The 17048-nt window shown below is 70.5% G+C and carries 20 protein-coding genes and 1 tRNA gene; 5 read left to right on the plus strand and 16 right to left on the minus strand.

Annotated features, from left to right (window positions below; translation table 11 throughout):
- Positions 1-28: 28 nt before the first annotated feature.
- Together EDF53_RS16470 and EDF53_RS16475 are read right to left on the minus strand one after the other, a co-directional pair.
- A complete protein-coding gene (locus EDF53_RS16470; RefSeq protein WP_123294556.1) occupies positions 29-694 on the minus strand; it encodes a DUF3800 domain-containing protein in 666 nt (221 codons plus the stop codon).
- Between the two features lie 74 nt (positions 695-768).
- Entirely contained in the window at positions 769-978 is a 210-nt protein-coding gene (locus EDF53_RS16475) for a cold-shock protein (protein ID WP_017887662.1), read from the minus strand.
- A 281-nt stretch (positions 979-1259) separates the two neighbouring features.
- Between EDF53_RS16475 and EDF53_RS16480 the strand changes: the two genes are divergently transcribed.
- Positions 1260-1643 carry an SseB family protein gene (locus tag EDF53_RS16480; RefSeq protein ID WP_123294557.1) on the plus strand — a complete coding sequence of 128 codons (384 nt, stop codon included), beginning with the start codon at positions 1260-1262 and terminating at the stop codon, positions 1641-1643.
- A gap of 58 nt (positions 1644-1701) precedes the next feature.
- Here the strand turns inward: EDF53_RS16480 and radA are convergent, their stop codons facing one another.
- Complete coding sequence (gene radA, locus EDF53_RS16485) at positions 1702-3063, minus strand: DNA repair protein RadA (RefSeq protein ID WP_123294558.1); 1362 nt, start codon at positions 3061-3063, stop codon at positions 1702-1704.
- A 10-nt stretch (positions 3064-3073) separates the two neighbouring features.
- Complete coding sequence (locus EDF53_RS16490) at positions 3074-4039, minus strand: SGNH/GDSL hydrolase family protein (protein WP_123294559.1); 966 nt, start codon at positions 4037-4039, stop codon at positions 3074-3076.
- Positions 4040-4182: 143 nt separating this feature from the next.
- On the opposite strand from EDF53_RS16490, the gene EDF53_RS16495 reads away from it, so the two are divergent.
- Positions 4183-4272, plus strand: a tRNA-Ser gene (locus EDF53_RS16495).
- 102 nt (positions 4273-4374) lie between these two features.
- Here EDF53_RS16495 and EDF53_RS16500 read toward each other — a convergent pair.
- The 4 genes from EDF53_RS16500 to ppk2 form a co-directional block, all read right to left on the minus strand.
- A complete protein-coding gene (locus EDF53_RS16500; RefSeq protein WP_123294560.1) occupies positions 4375-4794 on the minus strand; it encodes a hypothetical protein in 420 nt (139 codons plus the stop codon).
- A 71-nt stretch (positions 4795-4865) separates the two neighbouring features.
- On the minus strand, positions 4866-5393 hold the full coding sequence (locus EDF53_RS16505) for a DUF6611 family protein (RefSeq protein WP_123294561.1): 528 nt from the start codon (positions 5391-5393) through the stop codon (positions 4866-4868).
- On the minus strand, positions 5390-5926 hold the full coding sequence (locus EDF53_RS16510; RefSeq protein ID WP_123294562.1) for a hypothetical protein: 537 nt from the start codon (positions 5924-5926) through the stop codon (positions 5390-5392). Before EDF53_RS16510 ends, EDF53_RS16505 begins: the two co-directional genes overlap by 4 nt.
- 86 nt (positions 5927-6012) lie before the next feature.
- On the minus strand, positions 6013-6960 hold the full coding sequence (gene ppk2, locus EDF53_RS16515) for a polyphosphate kinase 2 (RefSeq protein ID WP_111086461.1): 948 nt from the start codon (positions 6958-6960) through the stop codon (positions 6013-6015).
- Between the two features lie 120 nt (positions 6961-7080).
- Here ppk2 and EDF53_RS16520 point away from each other — a divergent pair, with 120 nt between their 5' ends.
- Positions 7081-8082 carry an aldo/keto reductase gene (locus tag EDF53_RS16520; RefSeq protein ID WP_123294563.1) on the plus strand — a complete coding sequence of 334 codons (1002 nt, stop codon included), beginning with the start codon at positions 7081-7083 and terminating at the stop codon, positions 8080-8082.
- 91 nt (positions 8083-8173) lie between these two features.
- Here EDF53_RS16520 and msrA read toward each other — a convergent pair whose 3' ends face one another.
- The 3 genes from msrA to EDF53_RS16535 all read right to left on the minus strand — a co-directional run bounded on the left by msrA (position 8174) and on the right by EDF53_RS16535 (position 10225).
- The gene (gene msrA / locus EDF53_RS16525; RefSeq protein WP_123294564.1) at positions 8174-8695 is read right to left on the minus strand and encodes a peptide-methionine (S)-S-oxide reductase MsrA; all 522 of its coding nucleotides are present in this window, start codon (positions 8693-8695) and stop codon (positions 8174-8176) included.
- A 99-nt stretch (positions 8696-8794) separates the two neighbouring features.
- Complete coding sequence (locus EDF53_RS16530; RefSeq protein ID WP_123294565.1) at positions 8795-9616, minus strand: aldo/keto reductase; 822 nt, start codon at positions 9614-9616, stop codon at positions 8795-8797.
- Positions 9617-9766: 150 nt separating this feature from the next.
- A complete protein-coding gene (locus tag EDF53_RS16535) occupies positions 9767-10225 on the minus strand; it encodes a DUF4383 domain-containing protein (RefSeq protein ID WP_111086495.1) in 459 nt (152 codons plus the stop codon).
- Positions 10226-10402: 177 nt separating this feature from the next.
- Between EDF53_RS16535 and EDF53_RS16540 the strand changes: the two genes are divergently transcribed.
- Positions 10403-10759, plus strand: coding sequence for a VOC family protein (locus EDF53_RS16540; RefSeq protein ID WP_123294566.1), 357 nt, complete (start codon positions 10403-10405; stop codon positions 10757-10759).
- 79 nt (positions 10760-10838) lie between these two features.
- Here the strand turns inward: EDF53_RS16540 and EDF53_RS16545 are convergent, their stop codons facing one another.
- The 4 genes from EDF53_RS16545 to aztB are packed head-to-tail and all read right to left on the minus strand — an operon-like array spanning position 10839 to position 15086.
- The gene (locus EDF53_RS16545) at positions 10839-12017 is read right to left on the minus strand and encodes a hypothetical protein (protein WP_123294567.1); all 1179 of its coding nucleotides are present in this window, start codon (positions 12015-12017) and stop codon (positions 10839-10841) included.
- A 26-nt stretch (positions 12018-12043) separates the two neighbouring features.
- Entirely contained in the window at positions 12044-12973 is a 930-nt protein-coding gene (locus tag EDF53_RS16550) for a metal ABC transporter substrate-binding protein (RefSeq protein WP_260215968.1), read from the minus strand.
- Entirely contained in the window at positions 12970-14211 is a 1242-nt protein-coding gene (locus EDF53_RS16555) for a YncE family protein (RefSeq protein WP_123294568.1), read from the minus strand. The genes EDF53_RS16550 and EDF53_RS16555 overlap by 4 nt, the downstream gene beginning before the upstream one ends.
- Positions 14208-15086, minus strand: coding sequence for a zinc ABC transporter permease AztB (aztB, locus tag EDF53_RS16560; protein ID WP_123294569.1), 879 nt, complete (start codon positions 15084-15086; stop codon positions 14208-14210). Before aztB ends, EDF53_RS16555 begins: the two co-directional genes overlap by 4 nt.
- 50 nt (positions 15087-15136) lie before the next feature.
- Between aztB and EDF53_RS16565 the strand changes: the two genes are divergently transcribed.
- Positions 15137-15769: an ATP-binding cassette domain-containing protein gene (locus EDF53_RS16565; RefSeq protein WP_260215971.1), complete on the plus strand. Its 633-nt coding sequence runs from the start codon at positions 15137-15139 to the stop codon at positions 15767-15769.
- 15 nt (positions 15770-15784) lie between these two features.
- Here EDF53_RS16565 and EDF53_RS16570 read toward each other — a convergent pair whose 3' ends face one another.
- Positions 15785-17026: an MFS transporter gene (locus tag EDF53_RS16570; RefSeq protein ID WP_123294571.1), complete on the minus strand. Its 1242-nt coding sequence runs from the start codon at positions 17024-17026 to the stop codon at positions 15785-15787.
- Positions 17027-17048 lie beyond the last annotated feature (22 nt).

The raw sequence follows: 17048 nt of genomic DNA on the forward strand, positions 1-17048 counted from the left end.
CCCCCGGAACCCCCGGGGGTTCTCGCTTTCACGGGTCCCACGCGCGGTTGGGCTGCTCGGGCTTGAGGAGATGTGTGCCGATCGGACGAGCGACGAGATCGGCGATCTGGAGCCCGGCACTGTTCGTCTGCTTGCTCGCGATCTTGAAACGGAAGGTTTCGGCCATCCCACGCATCTTCGTGGTGCTCATGATTCGGTCGAACTCGGCCTCCAGCTCCCGGTCCTCGGAGCGGCCCCGGCTCTCGAAGACCACGAACGTCTCGCACCGGGACGCTCCTCGATCCTGGAGCTGCAAGAAGACCCGTTCGAGCCCGAACTCGAGCGCGACGTGGTACGGACTCGTGTCCTCCCCGACCCGGCGGACGAACTCGTGCTTCCGGATGGCGGATGCAACCACCCCGAAGCGCTCATCGAACACGGCGTCGACTCTTGCCATGAAATCGCTGCGGACGGAGGCGTTCAGGAGGATGTCGAACGGCGGAGCTGACTGACGCATCTCCCGCTCGTGGAGGACGACCATGTCGTGGTTGAAGAAGTCGAACTTGAGGCGTTGGACGAGCGGAACGATCCGGTCGACGTAGACGTCGACGGGGAAGATGCAGAACGCGAGCACGAACATCGGGTAGTCCGGATTGATGCGCGTGAGACTGTGATCTCCGCTTTCGTCGACGTAGACGATGTATCCACTGCGCACCGGTCCAACACATCAGTGGACAGCAAACGGCCCCGCCGTCCAGAGGACGACGGGGCCGTTCGAAGCTGATGTGATCAGCCGAGGACGGTGATGTTCTCCGCCTGCGGGCCCTTGCGGCCCTCGGTGATGTCGAACTCCACCTTCTGGTTCTCCTCCAGCGACTTGTAGCCGTTGCCGGCGATCGCGGAGAAGTGCGCGAAGACGTCAGCGCTTCCGTCGTCCGGGGCGATGAAGCCGAAGCCCTTTTCGTTGTTGAACCACTTGACGGTACCGGTAGATGCCATGATGGCGTTTCCTTAGCTTTCTTGCGTTCCGCCATGGTGCGATCGCACCTGCGGAGCCCCGACGTACGTCGACGGGGGTGATGCGCCACGCGGGCAGGTGCCGGCGGGACGGGTTCGGGGTCAGGCCTGATGGCCAGTGACCCTGGTAGTCCGAGTTGAGGGGCAAACCACCTCGCTCGAACGTTGAGCGCCGCCGAAGCGGTTCCATCAGGCTAGCGTGCTCTGGGCCGACTGGCTACCCGTGCGTCACTGAACGACGAAAATCTGGTGGAATTGCTCAGATGGCAGACAAGGAACAGCGCTTCCGGAGTGAACAACTCGAGGAAGCCCTCGCGAAGCAGGACGTCGCTGCGGTGGCGTTCGCGCTGCGCAACGACATCGTGATCGTCCCCCGGCTCGTGACCGGCAAGAAGGACATGCAGGTGCGGGTCTTCGGGCGCGAAGGCTCTGAACAGCGCATCCTGCTGCTGTTCTCGTCGGCGGACGCCTACACGGCGATGGTGCCGGACGAGAAGATCCGGCAGGTCATGGTCTACGACGGACCGCGGCTCGAGGAGTTCCTCGCCGCCCACCTGGACATGCTCGAGGGCGTGTTCTTCGACATCGCCGGGCCGAACACCATGCAGGCGACCCCGGCGGACCTGCTGGCCGCATTGCGCGCTTAGGACTGGCCGTCGGGCTGTCCGCGGTGGGCCATCGGGCTGTCCGTGGTGGGCCGTCGGCTCAGAACGCGCGGTCGAGCTCGCGCTCACGGGCCGACTGCGTCATCGAGAACGCCACACGCAGTGCTTCGCGCAGATGCCCGGAGTCCGAGCCGAGCACCGTCGTGAACCCGAGGCGGGTGGCCTCGTTCACTCGCTGCTTCGTGCCCGTGGCCGGACGGATCTCGCCCGCCAGGCTGATCTCGCCCACGGCCGCGAGCGTGTGCGGGTACGGGCGGTCTCGTGCCGCACTCGCCAGGGCCAGTGCGATCGCCAGGTCGGCGCCGGGTTCGGTGAGCTTCATGCCGCCCACCGTCGAGACGTAGACGTCGGCATCGGAGAGCTTGAGGCCGGCTCGGCGTTCGAGCACCGCGAGCAGCATCGCCACGCGTGAGGCATCGACACCGTTCACGACCCGACGGGGCTGCGGCGCGGAGCTCGGCACGATGAGTGCCTGGACCTCGACCGGGAGCGCCCGACGCCCCTCGAGCGCCACGGTCACGCACGTGCCGGAGACCGGGGTCGCGTTCTTGGACATAAAGAGGCCGCTGGGGTCGGGGACCTCGTGGATGCCGTCGCCGCCCATGTCGAAGCACCCGACCTCGTCCGTGGGGCCGAAGCGGTTCTTCAGCGCCCGGACGAAGCGGAGCGCGGTCTGCCGGTCGCCCTCGAAGTGGCAGACGACGTCGACCAGGTGCTCGAGCAGGCGCGGCCCGGCGATCGTGCCGTCCTTCGTGACGTGGCCGACGATCAGGACGGGGAGGGCGCGGTCCTTCGCGATGCGGATCAGCGTCGAGGCGACCTCGCGCACCTGGGAGGTCCCACCCGCGATGCCGTCGATGGAGCTGGACGAGATGGTCTGGACGGAGTCGGCGATGAGCAGGTCCGGCTTGACCTGGTCGATCTGGCCGATGATGACGCCGAGATCGACCTCGCTCGCCAGGTAGAGGTCGTCGTGCATCGCCCCGGTGCGCTCGGCGCGGAGCCGGACCTGGTCGACGGACTCTTCCGCGCTGACGTAGAGGACGCGTTTGCCGGACGCCGCCGCGCGCGAAGCGACTTCGAGCAGGAGCGTGGACTTGCCGACGCCGGGTTCGCCGGACAGCAGGACCGCGGCACCGGGGACGACCCCGCCGCCGAGCACGCGGTCGAACTCGCCGATGCCGGTCTGCCAGCGCTGCACCGTCGTGCCGCGGGCCTCGGTGATGGGCCGTGCCGCTCGGGCACCGGTGACGGCGACGGCCGCGGTGCCCCGGGTGCTCGCCGAGACCGCCGAGGAGTCCTCGACCGTGCCCCAGGTCTGGCACTCGCCGCACCGGCCGACCCACTTGACACTGGTCCAGCCGCACTCGGTGCATCGGTAGAGGGACTGCGGGCGCGCCATGTCGTCGAGGTTAGGCCGTGCCGCCGACATCGCCGGAGCGGTGCACCGGCTCGTCGGGCAGGGCGATCGACCCCGTCATCCGGTTGCGGATCCGTTCGACGGGACTCGGTCGGTTGGCGTGGTCGAGTGCCTCGGCACCGTCGGTGTCCTGCTCGGCACGAGCGTTCGCGACCGCCCCGGCCTCACGCCCGAGGTTCTCGGCCTCACGCGCCGAGAGGTAGTGCCGGATCGCCGCGACCGTGTCGACCCGGGCGTCGACCGCCGGCTCGAACGCGCTCGCCCAGACCTCGTACCCTCGGTCGTTCGGGTGGAACAGGTCGCCGTAGCTGTTGAAGAACGTGCGGCGGACCCCGACCCGCTTCGTGATGGTGTGCAGCGGCGCCACGGTCAGCCCGAACTCGGCGGCCACACGGTGCACGATCTCGTTCGCCACCGCCACCTTGCGCTCGCGGTCCGGCACGAACATGCACGGCAGCTCGGCCACCACGGCGTGCGACGGCACCGCGCCGTAGATAGCCCGGATGTTCCGCTCGAACTTGTCCGGGTCGAAGTCCGCGATGTCGTTCGCCCCGATCGACACCGTGCAGATGTCGGGCGTGTACTGCCGGAGTTTCGGCAACTGGTCGCGTTTGGCACCCCAGGTCGTCGAGCCCGAGACGCTCAGGTTCACGACCCGCACCGACTCGTGGGAACGATGCCGGATGCGTCGCGTCAACAGGCCCACGTACCCGCGCGACGGAACCGTCGCACCGACGCCCTGCGCCGCCGAGTCGCCGATCGCCACGTACAGGAGCTGCCCCTCGTGCTGCTGTCGCTCGTGCCACCAGTCGGCGTGGATCGGCAGCATGTCGACCACTCGTTGCGCAGCCGCCCGTTGACCCTTGACGCCGGCCCGGGCCCCGACGGCGGCTGCCCCGAGGACACCGGCCCCACCGAGGACGGACGTCAGGAGTGCGATGAGCGTGCGGGTCTTCATGCCGTGGACGGTACGCCCGCAGGCCGAGTCGACGACGTGGGCGGCCTGTGGGTGTGGGAAGAGCCGTGGAGGTGACCGCCTGTGGAGGGCGAGCCGACGTCGGGTGGCGTGACGGGCCTCCCGGATCGTGTAAACTCTTTCCCGGTACCGTGTCCGAGCGGCCGAAGGATCATGTCTCGAAAACATGTGTGGGGGCAACTCCACCGTGGGTTCAAATCCCACCGGTACCGCCACTTCTCAGAAAACCCCCGTTCACGCGGGGGTTTTCTGCATTTCCAGATGCAGCACCGATCGCCCTCGAGGGCGTGAGCGACCGGGGCGCTCTGCAGCCGGGTTCAGCGCCGCTTGCGGAGTGCGTTCGTCGCCCAGAGCGCGACGGCGATCAGCACGGGCTGGAACAGGAGCCGGACGAACCGCTTCGTGTCCGTGTCCAGGCCGAAGCCGTCACGGTGGTGCATCCACTGGGCGATGTTGCCCGGGAAGATCGCGGTGAAGAACACCGCTGCGACCCACCCGACGGTGGCCTGCCGGCGGACCAGCAGCACGAGGGCGGCGCCGAGGGAGATCTCCGCGATGCCCGAGGCCAGGACCGTGACGTCCGGGTCCAGGGGGACGAACTCCGGCACCTGGGCCCGGAACTCCTGACGTGCGACGGTGAGGTGGCTGATGCCGGCCCAGGTCATGGCGGCACCCAGCAGGATGCGGACGACGGTGCGGGGCTTGGTCGAGCGAGGGGTGCGGCGGCGGGAGGTCATCGGGTGGGTGCCTTTCGAGGGGTCCCCGGACACATCACTGCCCGGTTGTGCGCAATTGAATTGCGCACAACCTAACACGACACCGTCCGCGCACGAGAACGCTCCTCCGGCAGTGCGGCCCACACATCCGCCCAGATGAGCTCGAACTCGACGGGCGCGAGTCGGTGCGCCCGCACCGCCCGCTCCAGGATCGAGAGCGCGTCGAGCGAGCCGGCGAGGAGCCGCTCGTCGCCGTGCACCTCCGGCCGACCGTTGCCCAGGAACGTGGTCACGGTGATCGAGTGCACCCGTGGCCGCAGTCGTCTGGTGGCCCGCGCGAGCACCGCGAACCCCGCGGCGTACAGGGCGAGTCCGACGGGCATGCCCGCCGCCGGTACCGAGACGGCGACGACCACGACCACGAGCGCGGTGAACGCCCCGACGGCGGGCCAGACGTGCCACGCTCGGAGCAGCAGGCGTTCACTCCTGCTGGTCCCGGGCGGGAACACGACGAGCGTCCGCGAGGCCCACAACGTGCGCCCCACCGGCCGGATCGTGTACCGGCCCCACAGGTGCGGCCCGTCGACCAGGCGGTCGCGGACGGCCGTCGCCGTGGTCACCGCTCCACCGGCAGGAGCTCGGCGCGGACGGGGACGACGTCCCGGTGCCGGACGGTCGTCAGGCAGGGGAAGCAGACCAGGTCGCCATCGCGGACGTCGGCCGGCAGCGGAGCCGGGAGGCGGTGGAACGGACCGTCGGCCTGACCGTCACATCGGGACACGACGTACATCGTGGCGAGGGGAGCGGTGCTCCGGCGTCCGATCAGGCGCACCTGGTCGAGCACGGCGCAGGTCGGCAGGACCGCGTCCAGTTCCAGGAGCACCACCCCGGTGCGCGGCCGTCGGACCCGGGTGACCGACGCGACCGCGACGCTGACGTCACGAGGGGTCCAGCCGCGGGGGCGGTAGCGCGGCGGCGACTGCTCCGCGGTGTGCACGCTCGGGGTGCCGGTCAGGTCGGCGAGCCGGACCATCGAGATCGCGGCGACCACCAGGTCGTCGGTGGTCGCCACGGTGTGGGCCGGCCACAGGACCGGGTCCATCGGATCCGGCAGGGACGCACGGAGCGTCGGCATGATCGCTGTCAGTGTCACACCGGACACGTTCCCGCGCGGACGGGCAAGGGGGAAGGTGCCCTGACGGAACCCCTACGCCCGAGTGCCGACTCCTGACGGTCCGCTCACTCGATGTCGACGTCCCGCTTGCCGCGCCGCACGATGAGCGGGTCCGGCTTGCCGATCACGTCGACCGCCTTGTCCGGGTAGTCGAACTGCGTCAGGAAGTACCGCATCGCGTTGAGACGGGCGCGCTTCTTGTCGTTCGACCGCACGATGGTCCACGGCGCGTACCGCTTGTCGGTGCGCGTGAACATCGCCATCTTCGCCTCGGTGTAGTCCTCCCAGCGGTCGAGGGACAGCAGGTCGATGTCGGACAGCTTCCACCGGCGAACCGGGTCGAGCTGACGCATCGCGAAGCGGGTGCGCTGCTCGCGGCGGGTGACCGAGAACCAGAACTTCGTCAGGTGGATGCCGGAGTCGACGAGCATCCGCTCGAACTGCGGCACCTGGGTCATGAACGACTCGTACTGGTCGTCGTCGCAGAACCCCATGACCCGCTCGACGCCGGCGCGGTTGTACCAGGAACGGTCGAACAGGACCATCTCGCCGGCCGACGGCAGGTGCTGCACGTAGCGCTGGAAGTACCACTCACCGCGTTCCCGTTCGCTCGGCTTGCTGAGCGCCACCACGCGCGAGGTGCGGGGGTTGAGGTGTTCCGTGAACCGCTTGATGGTGCCGCCCTTGCCCGCGGCGTCGCGCCCTTCGAACAGCACGACGACCTTCTGGCCGGTGTCCTCGAGCCAGTACTGGCACTTCAGGAGCTCGATCTGCAGCTGGTACTTCGCGTACTCGTACTCCTCGCGCGGCAGCCGCTCGTCGTACGGGTAGTCGTCGCGCCACGTCAGGACGGGGTTGCCGTGCGGGTCGATGAGGTCCGGGTCGGCGGTGTGCCCGTCGGCGACGCTGTAGCCCTCGGTCCGGAGCTGCTCGATGTACTCCCGGAGTGGTTGCGAGTACGGCGCTGTGTCCACGGTGTCTCCTCTGCCCGCCGATCGGTCGGCTGGTCCCATCCTGTCCTGTGTGACCCGACAACTGCCCAACCGGACGTGTCCCTCAGGTGACCAAGCGGCTGCGTGACCCGAAGCGGTAGCGTTCTCGATGGCCTGTCCCCGACCCCGGATCGAGCAACGATGCCTGACGTCCACCTGCCTGCCGCCGACCGCTACGAGCAGCTCCCGTACCAGCGCGTGGGGAGGAGTGGCCTCATGCTGCCGCGCATCTCCCTCGGCCTGTGGAACAACTTCGGCGCCGACCGTGCACTCGCCACGCAGCGCGACATCGTGCTGCACGCCTTCGACCGCGGGATCACCCACTTCGACCTGGCGAACAACTACGGTCCGCCTCCCGGGTCGGCCGAGGAGCAGTTCGGCCGCATCCTCGAGTCGGACCTGCGTCCGTACCGTGACGAGATCGTGGTGTCGACGAAGGCCGGCTACGACATGTGGCCGGGCCCGTACGGTGACCGGGGCTCCCGCAAGTACATGCTCGCGTCGCTCGACCAGTCGCTCGGGCGCCTCGGGCTGGACTACGTCGACGTCTTCTACTCGCACCGTCCCGACCCCGAGACCCCCATCGAGGAGACGGTCAGCGCGCTCGTGACCGCGGTCCGTTCGGGCAAGGCGCTCTACGCGGGCATCTCGAACTACGACCCGGAGCAGACCGCCGCGGCAGCCGAGGCGCTCGCCGCCGAGAACATGCACCTGCTCATCCACCAGCCGCGCTACAACATGTTCGACCGAGTCCCCGAGGACGGGCTCTTCGACGAGCTCACGCGACTCGGCATCGGTGCGATCGTGTTCTCGCCGCTGGCCGGTGGGCTGCTGACGGACCGGTACCTGGACGGATCGGTTCCGGTGGGGTCACGTGCAGCCGAGGGCCGCTGGTTCGGCGCGGACCGCATCGACGACGAGTACCTGACCACGGCGCGGGCGCTCAACGACATCGCTGCGGCCCGCGGGCAGACGCTCGCGCAGCTCGCGATCACGTGGGTGCTCCGGCAGCCGGCCGTCACGTCGGCGTTGGTCGGGGCATCGAGCGTCCGTCAGCTGGACGGCACGCTCGACTCGCTCGCGGGTGCCCCGCTCACCGACGAGGAGCTCGCGGCGATCGACGCACTGGTACCGCGCGGCTGACGCACGCCGGATGCAGTGGGCGTGACCCAAGAGCAGACGGGAGGCACGGTGCCAGCTGGCACCGTGCCTCCCGTCGCGTGATCTGTCGCTTCTAGACCGCGGCGGTCGCCTCGTCGCGGTGCGGGAGCTTCCAACCCGGGCGCACGAAGTGGCACGTGTACCCGGCGGGGTACTTCTCGAGGTAGTCCTGGTGCTCCTCTTCGGCCTGCCAGAAGTCACCAGCGGGCTCGACCTCGGTGACGACCTTGCCGGGCCAGATGCCCGAGGCGTCGACGTCGGCGATCGTGTCGCGCGCGACCTGCTCCTGCTCCGGCGAGGCGAAGAAGATCGCCGAACGGTAGGCGCGGCCGACGTCGTTGCCCTGGCGGTCCTTCGTCGACGGGTCGTGGATCTGGAAGAAGAACTCGAGCAGGTCGCGGTACGAGATCACCGACGGGTCGAAGACGATCTCGACCGCCTCGGCGTGGTCACCGTGGTTGCGGTACGTCGCGTTCGGTGTGTCGCCACCCGAGTAGCCGACGCGGGTGCTGATGATGCCGGGACGGCGGCGGAGGAGCTGCTGCGCTCCCCAGAAGCAGCCGCCGGCGAGGATGGCGGTTTCGGTGGTGGTCATGGTGGCCTCCTGAGGTCGTCGTGCCGCTGGCTGCGGCACCGTGTGGTGCAACCGGCAACGGGGCTGCGGTGTTCCCGTGTCGCCGGATGTCGGATCGCGTCAGTTCGTGGTGTCCTCGAGCGCGTCGAGCGCGGCCACGTCGTCGGCCGACAGCACGAAGTCGACGTCGGCGTTCGCGGCGATGCGCGACGGGGTCGTGGACTTCGGCAGCGGCAGGACGTCCTTCTCGAGCAGGTAGCGGATCGCGACCTGGGCGACGGACTTGTCGTACTTCGCCGCGATCTCGGCGATCTGCGTGTTCTCGAGCAGGCCACCGGTGGCGAGCGGCGAGTAGCCCTCGGTGAGGATGTCGTGCTCGCGGTCGAACGCGGTGGTCTCGTCCTGGGTGTTGCCGATGAACCAGCGGATCTGGTTGGCGTGCGGGACGACGTCGGTGCGGCCGAGCAGGTCCTCGAGGTCGGCGACGGCGAAGTTCGAGACACCGATCGAGCGGGTCCGGCCGGCGTCGTAGACCTCCTCCAGGACCTTCCACACCTCGACGTTGCCGTCGCGGTGGTCGGAGCCGATGGCGTCCCAGGGCCACGGTGCGTGCACGAGGTACAGGTCGATGACGCCGACGTCGAGGTTGCGGCTCGAGGTCTCGAAGGCCTCGCGGGCGCCGTCGGCGGTCTTGATCTCGGCGGGCAGCTTCGTCGTGACGAAGACCTCGTCGCGGGGGACGGCGCTGTCACGGATGGCCTGGCCGACACTGGCCTCGTTGCCGTAGGCCAGGGCGGTGTCGATGTGGCGGTAGCCGGCGTCCAGGGCGGTCTTCGTGGCGTCGTAGGCGTCGTCGCCGGACGGGATCTGCCAGGTGCCGAAGCCGATCTTCGGGATGTGCAGGCCGTTGGACAGGGTGAACGTGTCGGTGAGAGCAGGCATGTTGCGGACAGTACGCCGCTCGGTTCCGGGGGCGGTCGGGACGCAACGCTGGGCCGCCGCGCAACGCGCCCCGGAACGGGCATCGCGCCCCGACTCACATGGGCGCGATGCCCGCCAGGGGGCGCGAACGCGTCAGACGACGGACGACCGTCAGCGCGTGCGCGCGCCGATGCGCGGCAGCACGAAGCCGAGGACGATCATCGCGACGGCCAGGAACGCGTGCAGGACGTTGTCCGCGCTGTTCAGGGGGACGAAGTTCGCGGGGTCCGCCATGCCGGCCGTGAACAGACCGTAGACGAACAGGACCGCGTAGACGATGCCGCCGACGATCAGGTACAGGCGAGCGCCCGACGCCGAACGGGCTGCGATGAGTCCGACGATGCCGAAGAGCAGGTGCACGATGTTGTGCAGGACCGACACCTGGAACAGGCCCAGGAGCAGGGCCATGGAGCCGTGACCGGCCATCGACATCGAGCCCATGTCCATCGTGAGTCCGGGGATGAAGCCGGCGATGCCGACGATCAGGAAGACGACCCCGAAGAGGAGCGCACCCTTCTGGGTCCACGTCGAGCCGGTGCGGTTGCGAGCGGTTGCTGCGTTGCTGGTCATGGTGAGACCTCTCTTGTCGAGCGCGCCACGGATGTCGCGCACAGGGCATTCGAGGCCGATGCGCAGTCGGATTGCAGGTGCCATCCGATTTCCGAACGCACGAGGGACCGCTGAGTCGGTGCGCATCGCGTGCTGCCTACGCTCCGCCGTACGGCAACACCGACGGAAGGCAGCACCATGGCAAGCGGAGTCGCAGCGGTATGGGTCCCGGTCACCGACATGCAGCGGGCGGTCGCGTTCTACCGCGACACCCTCGGACTGACGGTCACGGACGAGTCCGACGACTGGAGCGAGATCGACGCGAACGGTCTGATGATCGGGCTGAACGGCCGTGAGTCGGCGAGTCCGTCGAGCGGCGGGGGAGCGGTCATCACGTTCCAGCCGGACGGGTCGATCGAGGACGAGTTGGCCAGCATCCGCGAGCGTGGTGCGGACGTGCAGGGCGAGATCAGTGAGCACCCGTGGGGCAAGATCGTCCCGTTCAAGGACAGCGAGGGCAACGACCTGCAGTTCTACGCGCCGCCGCAGGGCTGACGCGACCCCAGGACGGACGGGAGGCCCGTGGCGGTGTCGCCACGGGCCTCCCGTCCGTCATACGGTCCCGTCGAGAGCTTTACGCGACCGCGATCTCGTTGGGCACGCCCGGCAGCGCGTCGCTGGAGGCGACGACCTTCCCGGTGGTCAGGTCGACCGCGTGCACCTTCTGCTCGGCGGGGTCCGTGACGTAGGCGATGTCGCCCGCGACCTTCACGGCTGGGTGGGCGTCCTGCCACTCGGCCGGGCCCTCCCACGCGTCGATCACGGGGAACGAGTCGAGCTGGTCGCCGGTGGTCTCGTCGAAGGTGTGCAGGGCGCCGTCGTCACCGAGGACCACCGCTTCGTCGCCGGGGCCGCGCGCCAGGTCGCGGAACGTGAAGCCGACGCCGTCGGGCAGGTCCGCGACGGTGTACTTCCCCGAGGCCGCGTCGATCAGGGCGATCTGGTCGAGCAGGTAGCCCTCGCTGTCCGGGTCGTCGTTGTAGTCACCGACCGCGACCGACGACGTGTCCGTGGTGAACAGGTTGCCGGTGCGGCCGTACTCGGTCGGGGCGTCGAGCTTCTCGAACGCGCCGTCGGCGTAGACGAGGGCGCCGTCGGTGCAGCCGAAGACCGCGACCTCGTCCTGGACCGCACCTTCGCCGTGCACGTCCGGGCACGATTCGGAGCGGGTGAGTTCCTCGCCGTCGGCGTCCAGGGCTCGGACGCCCGTACGGCTCTCCTCGGTGCCGATGGTGGTCAGGAGCGTGCCGTCCTCGAGCTCGATCGCGACGCCGTGGTGCGCCGCCTCGGACTCGGTGGTCCGGGCGTCGGGCAGGGCGTCGCCGTCGAGGTCGGTGTTGTCGAAGGTCGTCACGTCGCCGGTGCCGTCGGCGAACAGGGCGGTGCGGTCGCCGTGCACGACGGCGTGCCCACCGGTGTCGGCCGGGAAGACCGCGTCGGTGAGGGCCGGGTCCGCTGCGGTGTCGAGCACCCGGAAGCCCTCGGGCACCGTGACGAGCACGTGGCGGCCGTCGCCGGCGGGGTTCACGCGGGTGAAGCCATCGACGGAGTCGTCGGCCACGACCTGCAGGTCCTGGTCGAGCACGAGCAGGCCACCGTCGTAGGTCAACGTGATGCGGGTGCTGTCCACCTTCGGGGTCGAGGTGCTCTCGGCGTCGGCGGCGTTCGTGGCGCACCCGGTCAGGGCCAGGGCAACGGTGCCGAGCAGCGCGGCCGGCAGTGCTGCGGTGCGGAGGGTCTTGGTTCTGGTCATGGACAACACTGTACTGATTCTCATTCTCATCTAGAAATCGGAGCCGTCAGGCCGTCGACGATCGAGTCGGTGTTCGAGCGCATCATCCCGAGGTAGGTCGACGCGGCGCCGTCCTCGGTCAGGGACTCGGTCGCCAGCGAGCGGATCGACACCTGCACGTCGACCTCGTCCGCCAGGACCTCGGCAAGGCGAGCGGGTTGCGAGGCGTCGGCGAAGATCGTCGGGACGCCCGCCTGCTCGATCGCGTCCGCCAGGTCACGCAGGTCGGCGGCGCTCGGGGATGCCAGGGTCGTGCCGCTCGGGATCACGGCACCCACCACGCGGAACCCGTAGCGGTCGGCGAGGTAGCCGAACACGTGGTGGTTCGTCACCAGGGCCCTGCGATCGGCGGGGATGGTGTCGAACGCGGCGGTCATGTCGTCGTCGAGGGCATCGAGCCGGTCGGTGTAGGCCTCGGTGCCGGGAGCGTCGATGCCGACGGCGTCCAGCTCGTCGTCGAGGGCCTCGACCACGTCGACCATGCGCGCGGGGTCCGTCCAGAAGTGCGGGTCCGGGCCGCTGTCGTCGTCGGTGGTCCACTCCAGGGCGTCGATCGCGTCACCCGCGGTGAAGACGGCCACGCCGTCGTCGGCCGCGGCGCGGACGTGGTGGGCCACCCCTTCCTCGAGCCCGAGGCCGTTCTCGACCACCAGGTCGGCGCTCCGGAGTCGCGCCGCCTGCTGCGCGGACACCTCGAACGAGTGCGGGTCGCCGCCAGGGGGCATGAGCACCATGACGTCCACGCCGTCGCCGACGACCTCGGTCACGACGTCGCCCAGGATGTTCGTCGTCACGGCGACGAGTGGACGGTCCGACGCGGTCGTGGTGCAGCCGGCTGTCGTGACGGCAACGGCTGTGACGACGAGGGCCACTGCCACCGCCCGCGCGGTGCGCCCGACCGGCGTGGTTCCGCTCACCGTCCCACCTCGGCGAACGCGACGGGCGCGAACGGGAGCTCGATGGTCCGGGCCACGCGGGCGCCGTCCGCGAAGTCGATCTCGTGCACGACGGCGGCCGTGGGGTCGGCCACGTAGGCGCGCTGCGCGTCGAGCTGCAGCAGCGGTGCCCGGTCGCCGTCGACCAGGGGATCAGTCGTCGCGACCTTCCCGGTCGAGGCGGTCACCACGACCACCCGACCGGCGTCGTCGACCCCGACCACGTGCTCGTCCTGGTCGTCGACGGCGACCACCGCACGCAGCGGCCGTTCGGTCGGCACGTGCTGCCAGGAGCCCTGTCGGACGTCGAGCAACCAGAAGCCGGTGTCGCCCGCGAGTCCGGCGACCGTGGGGCGGCCGGCCCGCGCGGCGAAGGCGGTCGGACGCTCGGCGTCGTCCGGCAGCGCGACGAACGAGGTCGCGCCGGCATCGTCGACGACGACCGCCCCGTCGGCGCAGCCCACCACGGCGCCGGCGCGGGTGACGATCCCACCAGCGGGGTCGGTACAGGCCTGTCCGGCGTTGGTCGATCCGGTCGACCCGGTCGACCCGGTCGACCCGGTCGTCTCGGTCTGCGCTCCGTCGGCATCGAGGACGCGCACGGTGTCGCCCTCGGCGGCCACCAGGTGCTCGCCGAGCGGCAGCAGCACGGTTGCGTCGAGCCGTGCGGTCTCGTCGAGCTCGCCCTGCCCGAGTGCTGCGCGGTCGAGCACCACCGCCTCGCCGCGCTCCGGCCAGGCGATCGTGGTCATCGTCTCCGACGAGTGCACCTGGACCGGACCGCCGCCCTCGAGCGTCCCGACGACGCGCGGCTCGGCGGCGTAGTAGTGCGTGTGGTCGCCGTGGTCGACGGTCCAGGAGCCCCCGTCGACGACCGTGGTGCGGTCGCCGTCGCTCGTCACCAGGAACCGACCGTCGGTCGCGGAGTGCTCGGCTGCGCCGACGCGGTCCAGGTCGGTCGTCTCGCCGGTGAGCAGGTCGTGCAGCGCCGTCTCGCCGGTCGCGGAGACGGCCAGGAGGCCCAGCTGCGGTTCCTGGGACTCGGTCGCGCCCGCCACCCAGCCGTGCGGGGCCGCGGTTGCGCTGGCGTCGTCGGCCGGCGGTGTCGCCGCGGTGGAGCAAGCAGTGGCCGTCAGCGCGATGCCGGTCGTCAGGCCCAGGGCGCCCAGGAGTCGCGGGAGTCGTGTGCGTGGGCGGTCGGTGGTCGGGTCGTGGTTCATGGTGCCTCTCGTGCTGGTGCTCGGACGGGGTGTTCGACGGGCCTGGTGGTCGCGCGCGCGGTGCCGCGTGCGACGGCTGCCAGCCCTCGGGACAGGGCGACCCCGGCGACGGCGACGGCCGCGATGCTGGCGCCGGCGGCGGTTCCGGCGTGCCACGAGACGAGCAGGCCGACCAGGACGGCGACGACACCGAGCACCGCGCCGAGGAGCATCGTCGAGGCGACGTGCTTCGTCCAGGCGCGGGCCGCGGCGGCCGGTGCGAGCAGGAGCCCGACGACCAGCAGGGTGCCGACGGCCCGGTACGAGGCGACGACGGCGAGTGTGACCAGGCCGATGAGGACCACCTCGGCGAGGCGGGGGCGCAGGCCGAGCGTCGCGGCCTTGCGGACGTCGAAGGCCAGTGCCGTGAACGGTCGGTGGAACACAGCGGCGACGAGCAGGGCGACGGCGACCGCGATCGCCAGGCCGCCGAGGTCGGCGCGGGTGACGGCCAGCACGTCGCCGAACAGGATCGCGGTGACGTCGGTGGCGAAGGACCGCGATGCCGACACGATGATGACCCCGAGCGCGAGCATGCCCACGAAGAGCAGCCCGATCGAGGTGTCGTAGGACAGGCCACCGCGCCGTCGCAGCGCCCCGACGCCGAACACCATCACCCCGGCACTCACGGCGGCGCCGAGCACTGCGGGGACTCCGGTGAGCGCTGCGATCGCGACGCCGGGCAGCATGCCGTGCGACAGCGCCTCGCCCAGGAATGCCATCCCGCGGACGAGCACCCACGTCCCGACGACGGCGCACAGCACCGCGGCCAGGGCGCCGCCGATCAGGGCGCGCACCATGAAGTCGACGGTGAAGGGGTCGGTCAGCCAGGTCACGATCCGAGACGCTACATGAAAACGACTATCGATACTGATAGCGTGTTCAGGTGCCAGCGACCGATCCGATGCCCGCCGTCCGCCTCGAGCAGGTGACCGCCCTGCGCGGGGAGCGGACCGTCCTCGACGGCCTCGACGCGGCCTTCCCGGCCGGCCGGGTCACCGCGCTGACCGGACCCAACGGATCCGGCAAGTCGACGCTGCTCGACGTGGTGGCGGGCGTGCTGCGGCCGACGGTCGGGCGCATCACGGGCCTCCCGTCCGACGGCGTCGCCCACGTGAGCCAGTCCGTCCCGCCGACCACGCTCCCGCTCACGGTCCGCGCGACCGTCGCGATGGGGCGATGGCGTCACCGGGCCTGGTGGCGTCCGCTCGGACGCGACGACCGCGTCGTCGTCGACGCGCAGCTCGAGCGGATGGCGATCGCGGACCTGGGCGACCGCCCGCTCGACGCGTTGTCCGGCGGCCAGCGGCAGCGCACGCTCGTGGCACTCGGGCTGGCGCAGCGGGCGCGGGTGCTGCTCGTCGACGAACCGACGGCCGGCGTCGACGCGGCGTCCGCGGCGCTCGTGGTGGCGGCGCTCGCCGCCGAGGCTGCCGACGGCGTGGTGGTCGTGCACGCCGCGCACGATCCGGTGGCGATCGCCGCAGCCGACGCCGTGGTCACCCTCCCCGCGCTCTGACGGCGCGGGCGGCGGTCAGGGGCAGGCGACGGCGACGGAACCCGTCGAGGTCGTCACCGGAACGGGTGCCGGAGCCTCGTCGGCGACCGGCGCTGCGCTCGAGCGGCGCAGCCCGAGGGAGACGAGCACGATCGCGCCCACGACGGCGACCCCTCCGGACAACCAGAAGTCCGCGGCGAGTCCGAACGACGACACCGCTGCGCCGCCGAGCACCGACCCCGCGGCGATCGCGAGCTGGATGGTCGTGACGAACAGCGCGAGCCCGGTCTCGGACCCGGCGGGCGAGGCCGTGGACATCCACGTCTGCATGCCGAGCGGCAACGCGCCCCAGACCAGCCCCCACACCACGAGCAGCACGAACACCCCGACGACGGAGTGCGCGAGCAGGGGGAGCAGGACCACGGCGACCGCGAGGGTGACCTTCGACACGCTGATCGTCCCGAGCACGCTCCGTCCCAGGGTGAAGCCGGCGGCGAAGTTCCCGACGATCCCCGCGACGCCGAACACCAGGAGCGCGAGCGTGACGGTGTCCGGGCCGACCCCGACCAGGTCCTGCAGGTACGGCGCGATGTACGTGTACGCCGCGAACTGCGCGGCGAACAGGAACGCGGCGGCGATCAGACCGACACGGGCACGAGGGACGCGGAGCAGCGAGCCGAGCGTCGCGAACCGGACCTGCTGCTGCGCGGGGATGCGCGGCAGCATCGCGAGCTGCAGGACGAGCGCGACCAGGCCGAGCACACCGCCGATGACGAACGCGAGCCGCCAGGTGGCGAGCGACGAGACGAGGGCGCCGAGCGGCAGGCTCACGACCGTCGCGACCGAGACGCCGGCGGTGATGAGCGAGGTCGCCCGGATCGTGGCGGCCGGCCGGACCAGTCGACCGGCGATGCCGGCGCCGATCGCCCAGAACCCGCCGATGCCGACGCCCAGGAGCATCCGGGCCACGAGCAGGACACCGAACGAGGGCGCGATCGCCGCGAGCCCGTCCGCCACCACGAGCAGCACGGTCAACGAGACGAGCACGACACGGCGGTCCACGCGCGAGGTCAGGACCGTGACGACCGGCGCCGCGACGGCACCGACCAGCCCGGTGGCGACGACCATGAGCCCGGCCGTGCCGATCCCGACGTCGAGGTCGGCGGCGATGGCAGGCAGGAGTCCGATCGGCAGGAACTCGGAGAGCACGAGGACGAAGGATCCGAGTGCGACGGACGTGACACCGAGCCACCCGCGGCGCTCTGCTGACGAGGTCATGGGTTCGTCAAGCAGTGCCGGT

It is taken from the genome of Curtobacterium sp. PhB78, assembly GCF_003751685.1.
GTDB lineage: Bacteria > Actinomycetota > Actinomycetes > Actinomycetales > Microbacteriaceae > Curtobacterium.

Bases quoted from the DNA above. Each gene is read 5' to 3' on its own strand.
- EDF53_RS16475 (WP_017887662.1), bottom strand. From the start codon at position 978: ATGGCATCTACCGGTACCGTCAAGTGGTTCAACAACGAAAAGGGCTTC.
- EDF53_RS16480 (WP_123294557.1), top strand. From the start codon at position 1,260: ATGGCAGACAAGGAACAGCGCTTCCGGAGTGAACAACTCGAGGAAGCC.
- radA (WP_123294558.1), bottom strand. From the start codon at position 3,063: ATGGCGCGCCCGCAGTCCCTCTACCGATGCACCGAGTGCGGCTGGACC.
- EDF53_RS16490 (WP_123294559.1), bottom strand. From the start codon at position 4,039: ATGAAGACCCGCACGCTCATCGCACTCCTGACGTCCGTCCTCGGTGGG.
- EDF53_RS16500 (WP_123294560.1), bottom strand. From the start codon at position 4,794: ATGACCTCCCGCCGCCGCACCCCTCGCTCGACCAAGCCCCGCACCGTC.
- ppk2 (WP_111086461.1), bottom strand. From the start codon at position 6,960: ATGGGACCAGCCGACCGATCGGCGGGCAGAGGAGACACCGTGGACACA.
- EDF53_RS16520 (WP_123294563.1), top strand. From the start codon at position 7,081: ATGCCTGACGTCCACCTGCCTGCCGCCGACCGCTACGAGCAGCTCCCG.
- msrA (WP_123294564.1), bottom strand. From the start codon at position 8,695: ATGACCACCACCGAAACCGCCATCCTCGCCGGCGGCTGCTTCTGGGGA.
- EDF53_RS16530 (WP_123294565.1), bottom strand. From the start codon at position 9,616: ATGCCTGCTCTCACCGACACGTTCACCCTGTCCAACGGCCTGCACATC.
- EDF53_RS16535 (WP_111086495.1), bottom strand. From the start codon at position 10,225: ATGACCAGCAACGCAGCAACCGCTCGCAACCGCACCGGCTCGACGTGG.
- EDF53_RS16540 (WP_123294566.1), top strand. From the start codon at position 10,403: ATGGCAAGCGGAGTCGCAGCGGTATGGGTCCCGGTCACCGACATGCAG.
- EDF53_RS16545 (WP_123294567.1), bottom strand. From the start codon at position 12,017: ATGACCAGAACCAAGACCCTCCGCACCGCAGCACTGCCGGCCGCGCTG.
- EDF53_RS16555 (WP_123294568.1), bottom strand. From the start codon at position 14,211: ATGAACCACGACCCGACCACCGACCGCCCACGCACACGACTCCCGCGA.
- EDF53_RS16570 (WP_123294571.1), bottom strand. From the start codon at position 17,026: ATGACCTCGTCAGCAGAGCGCCGCGGGTGGCTCGGTGTCACGTCCGTC.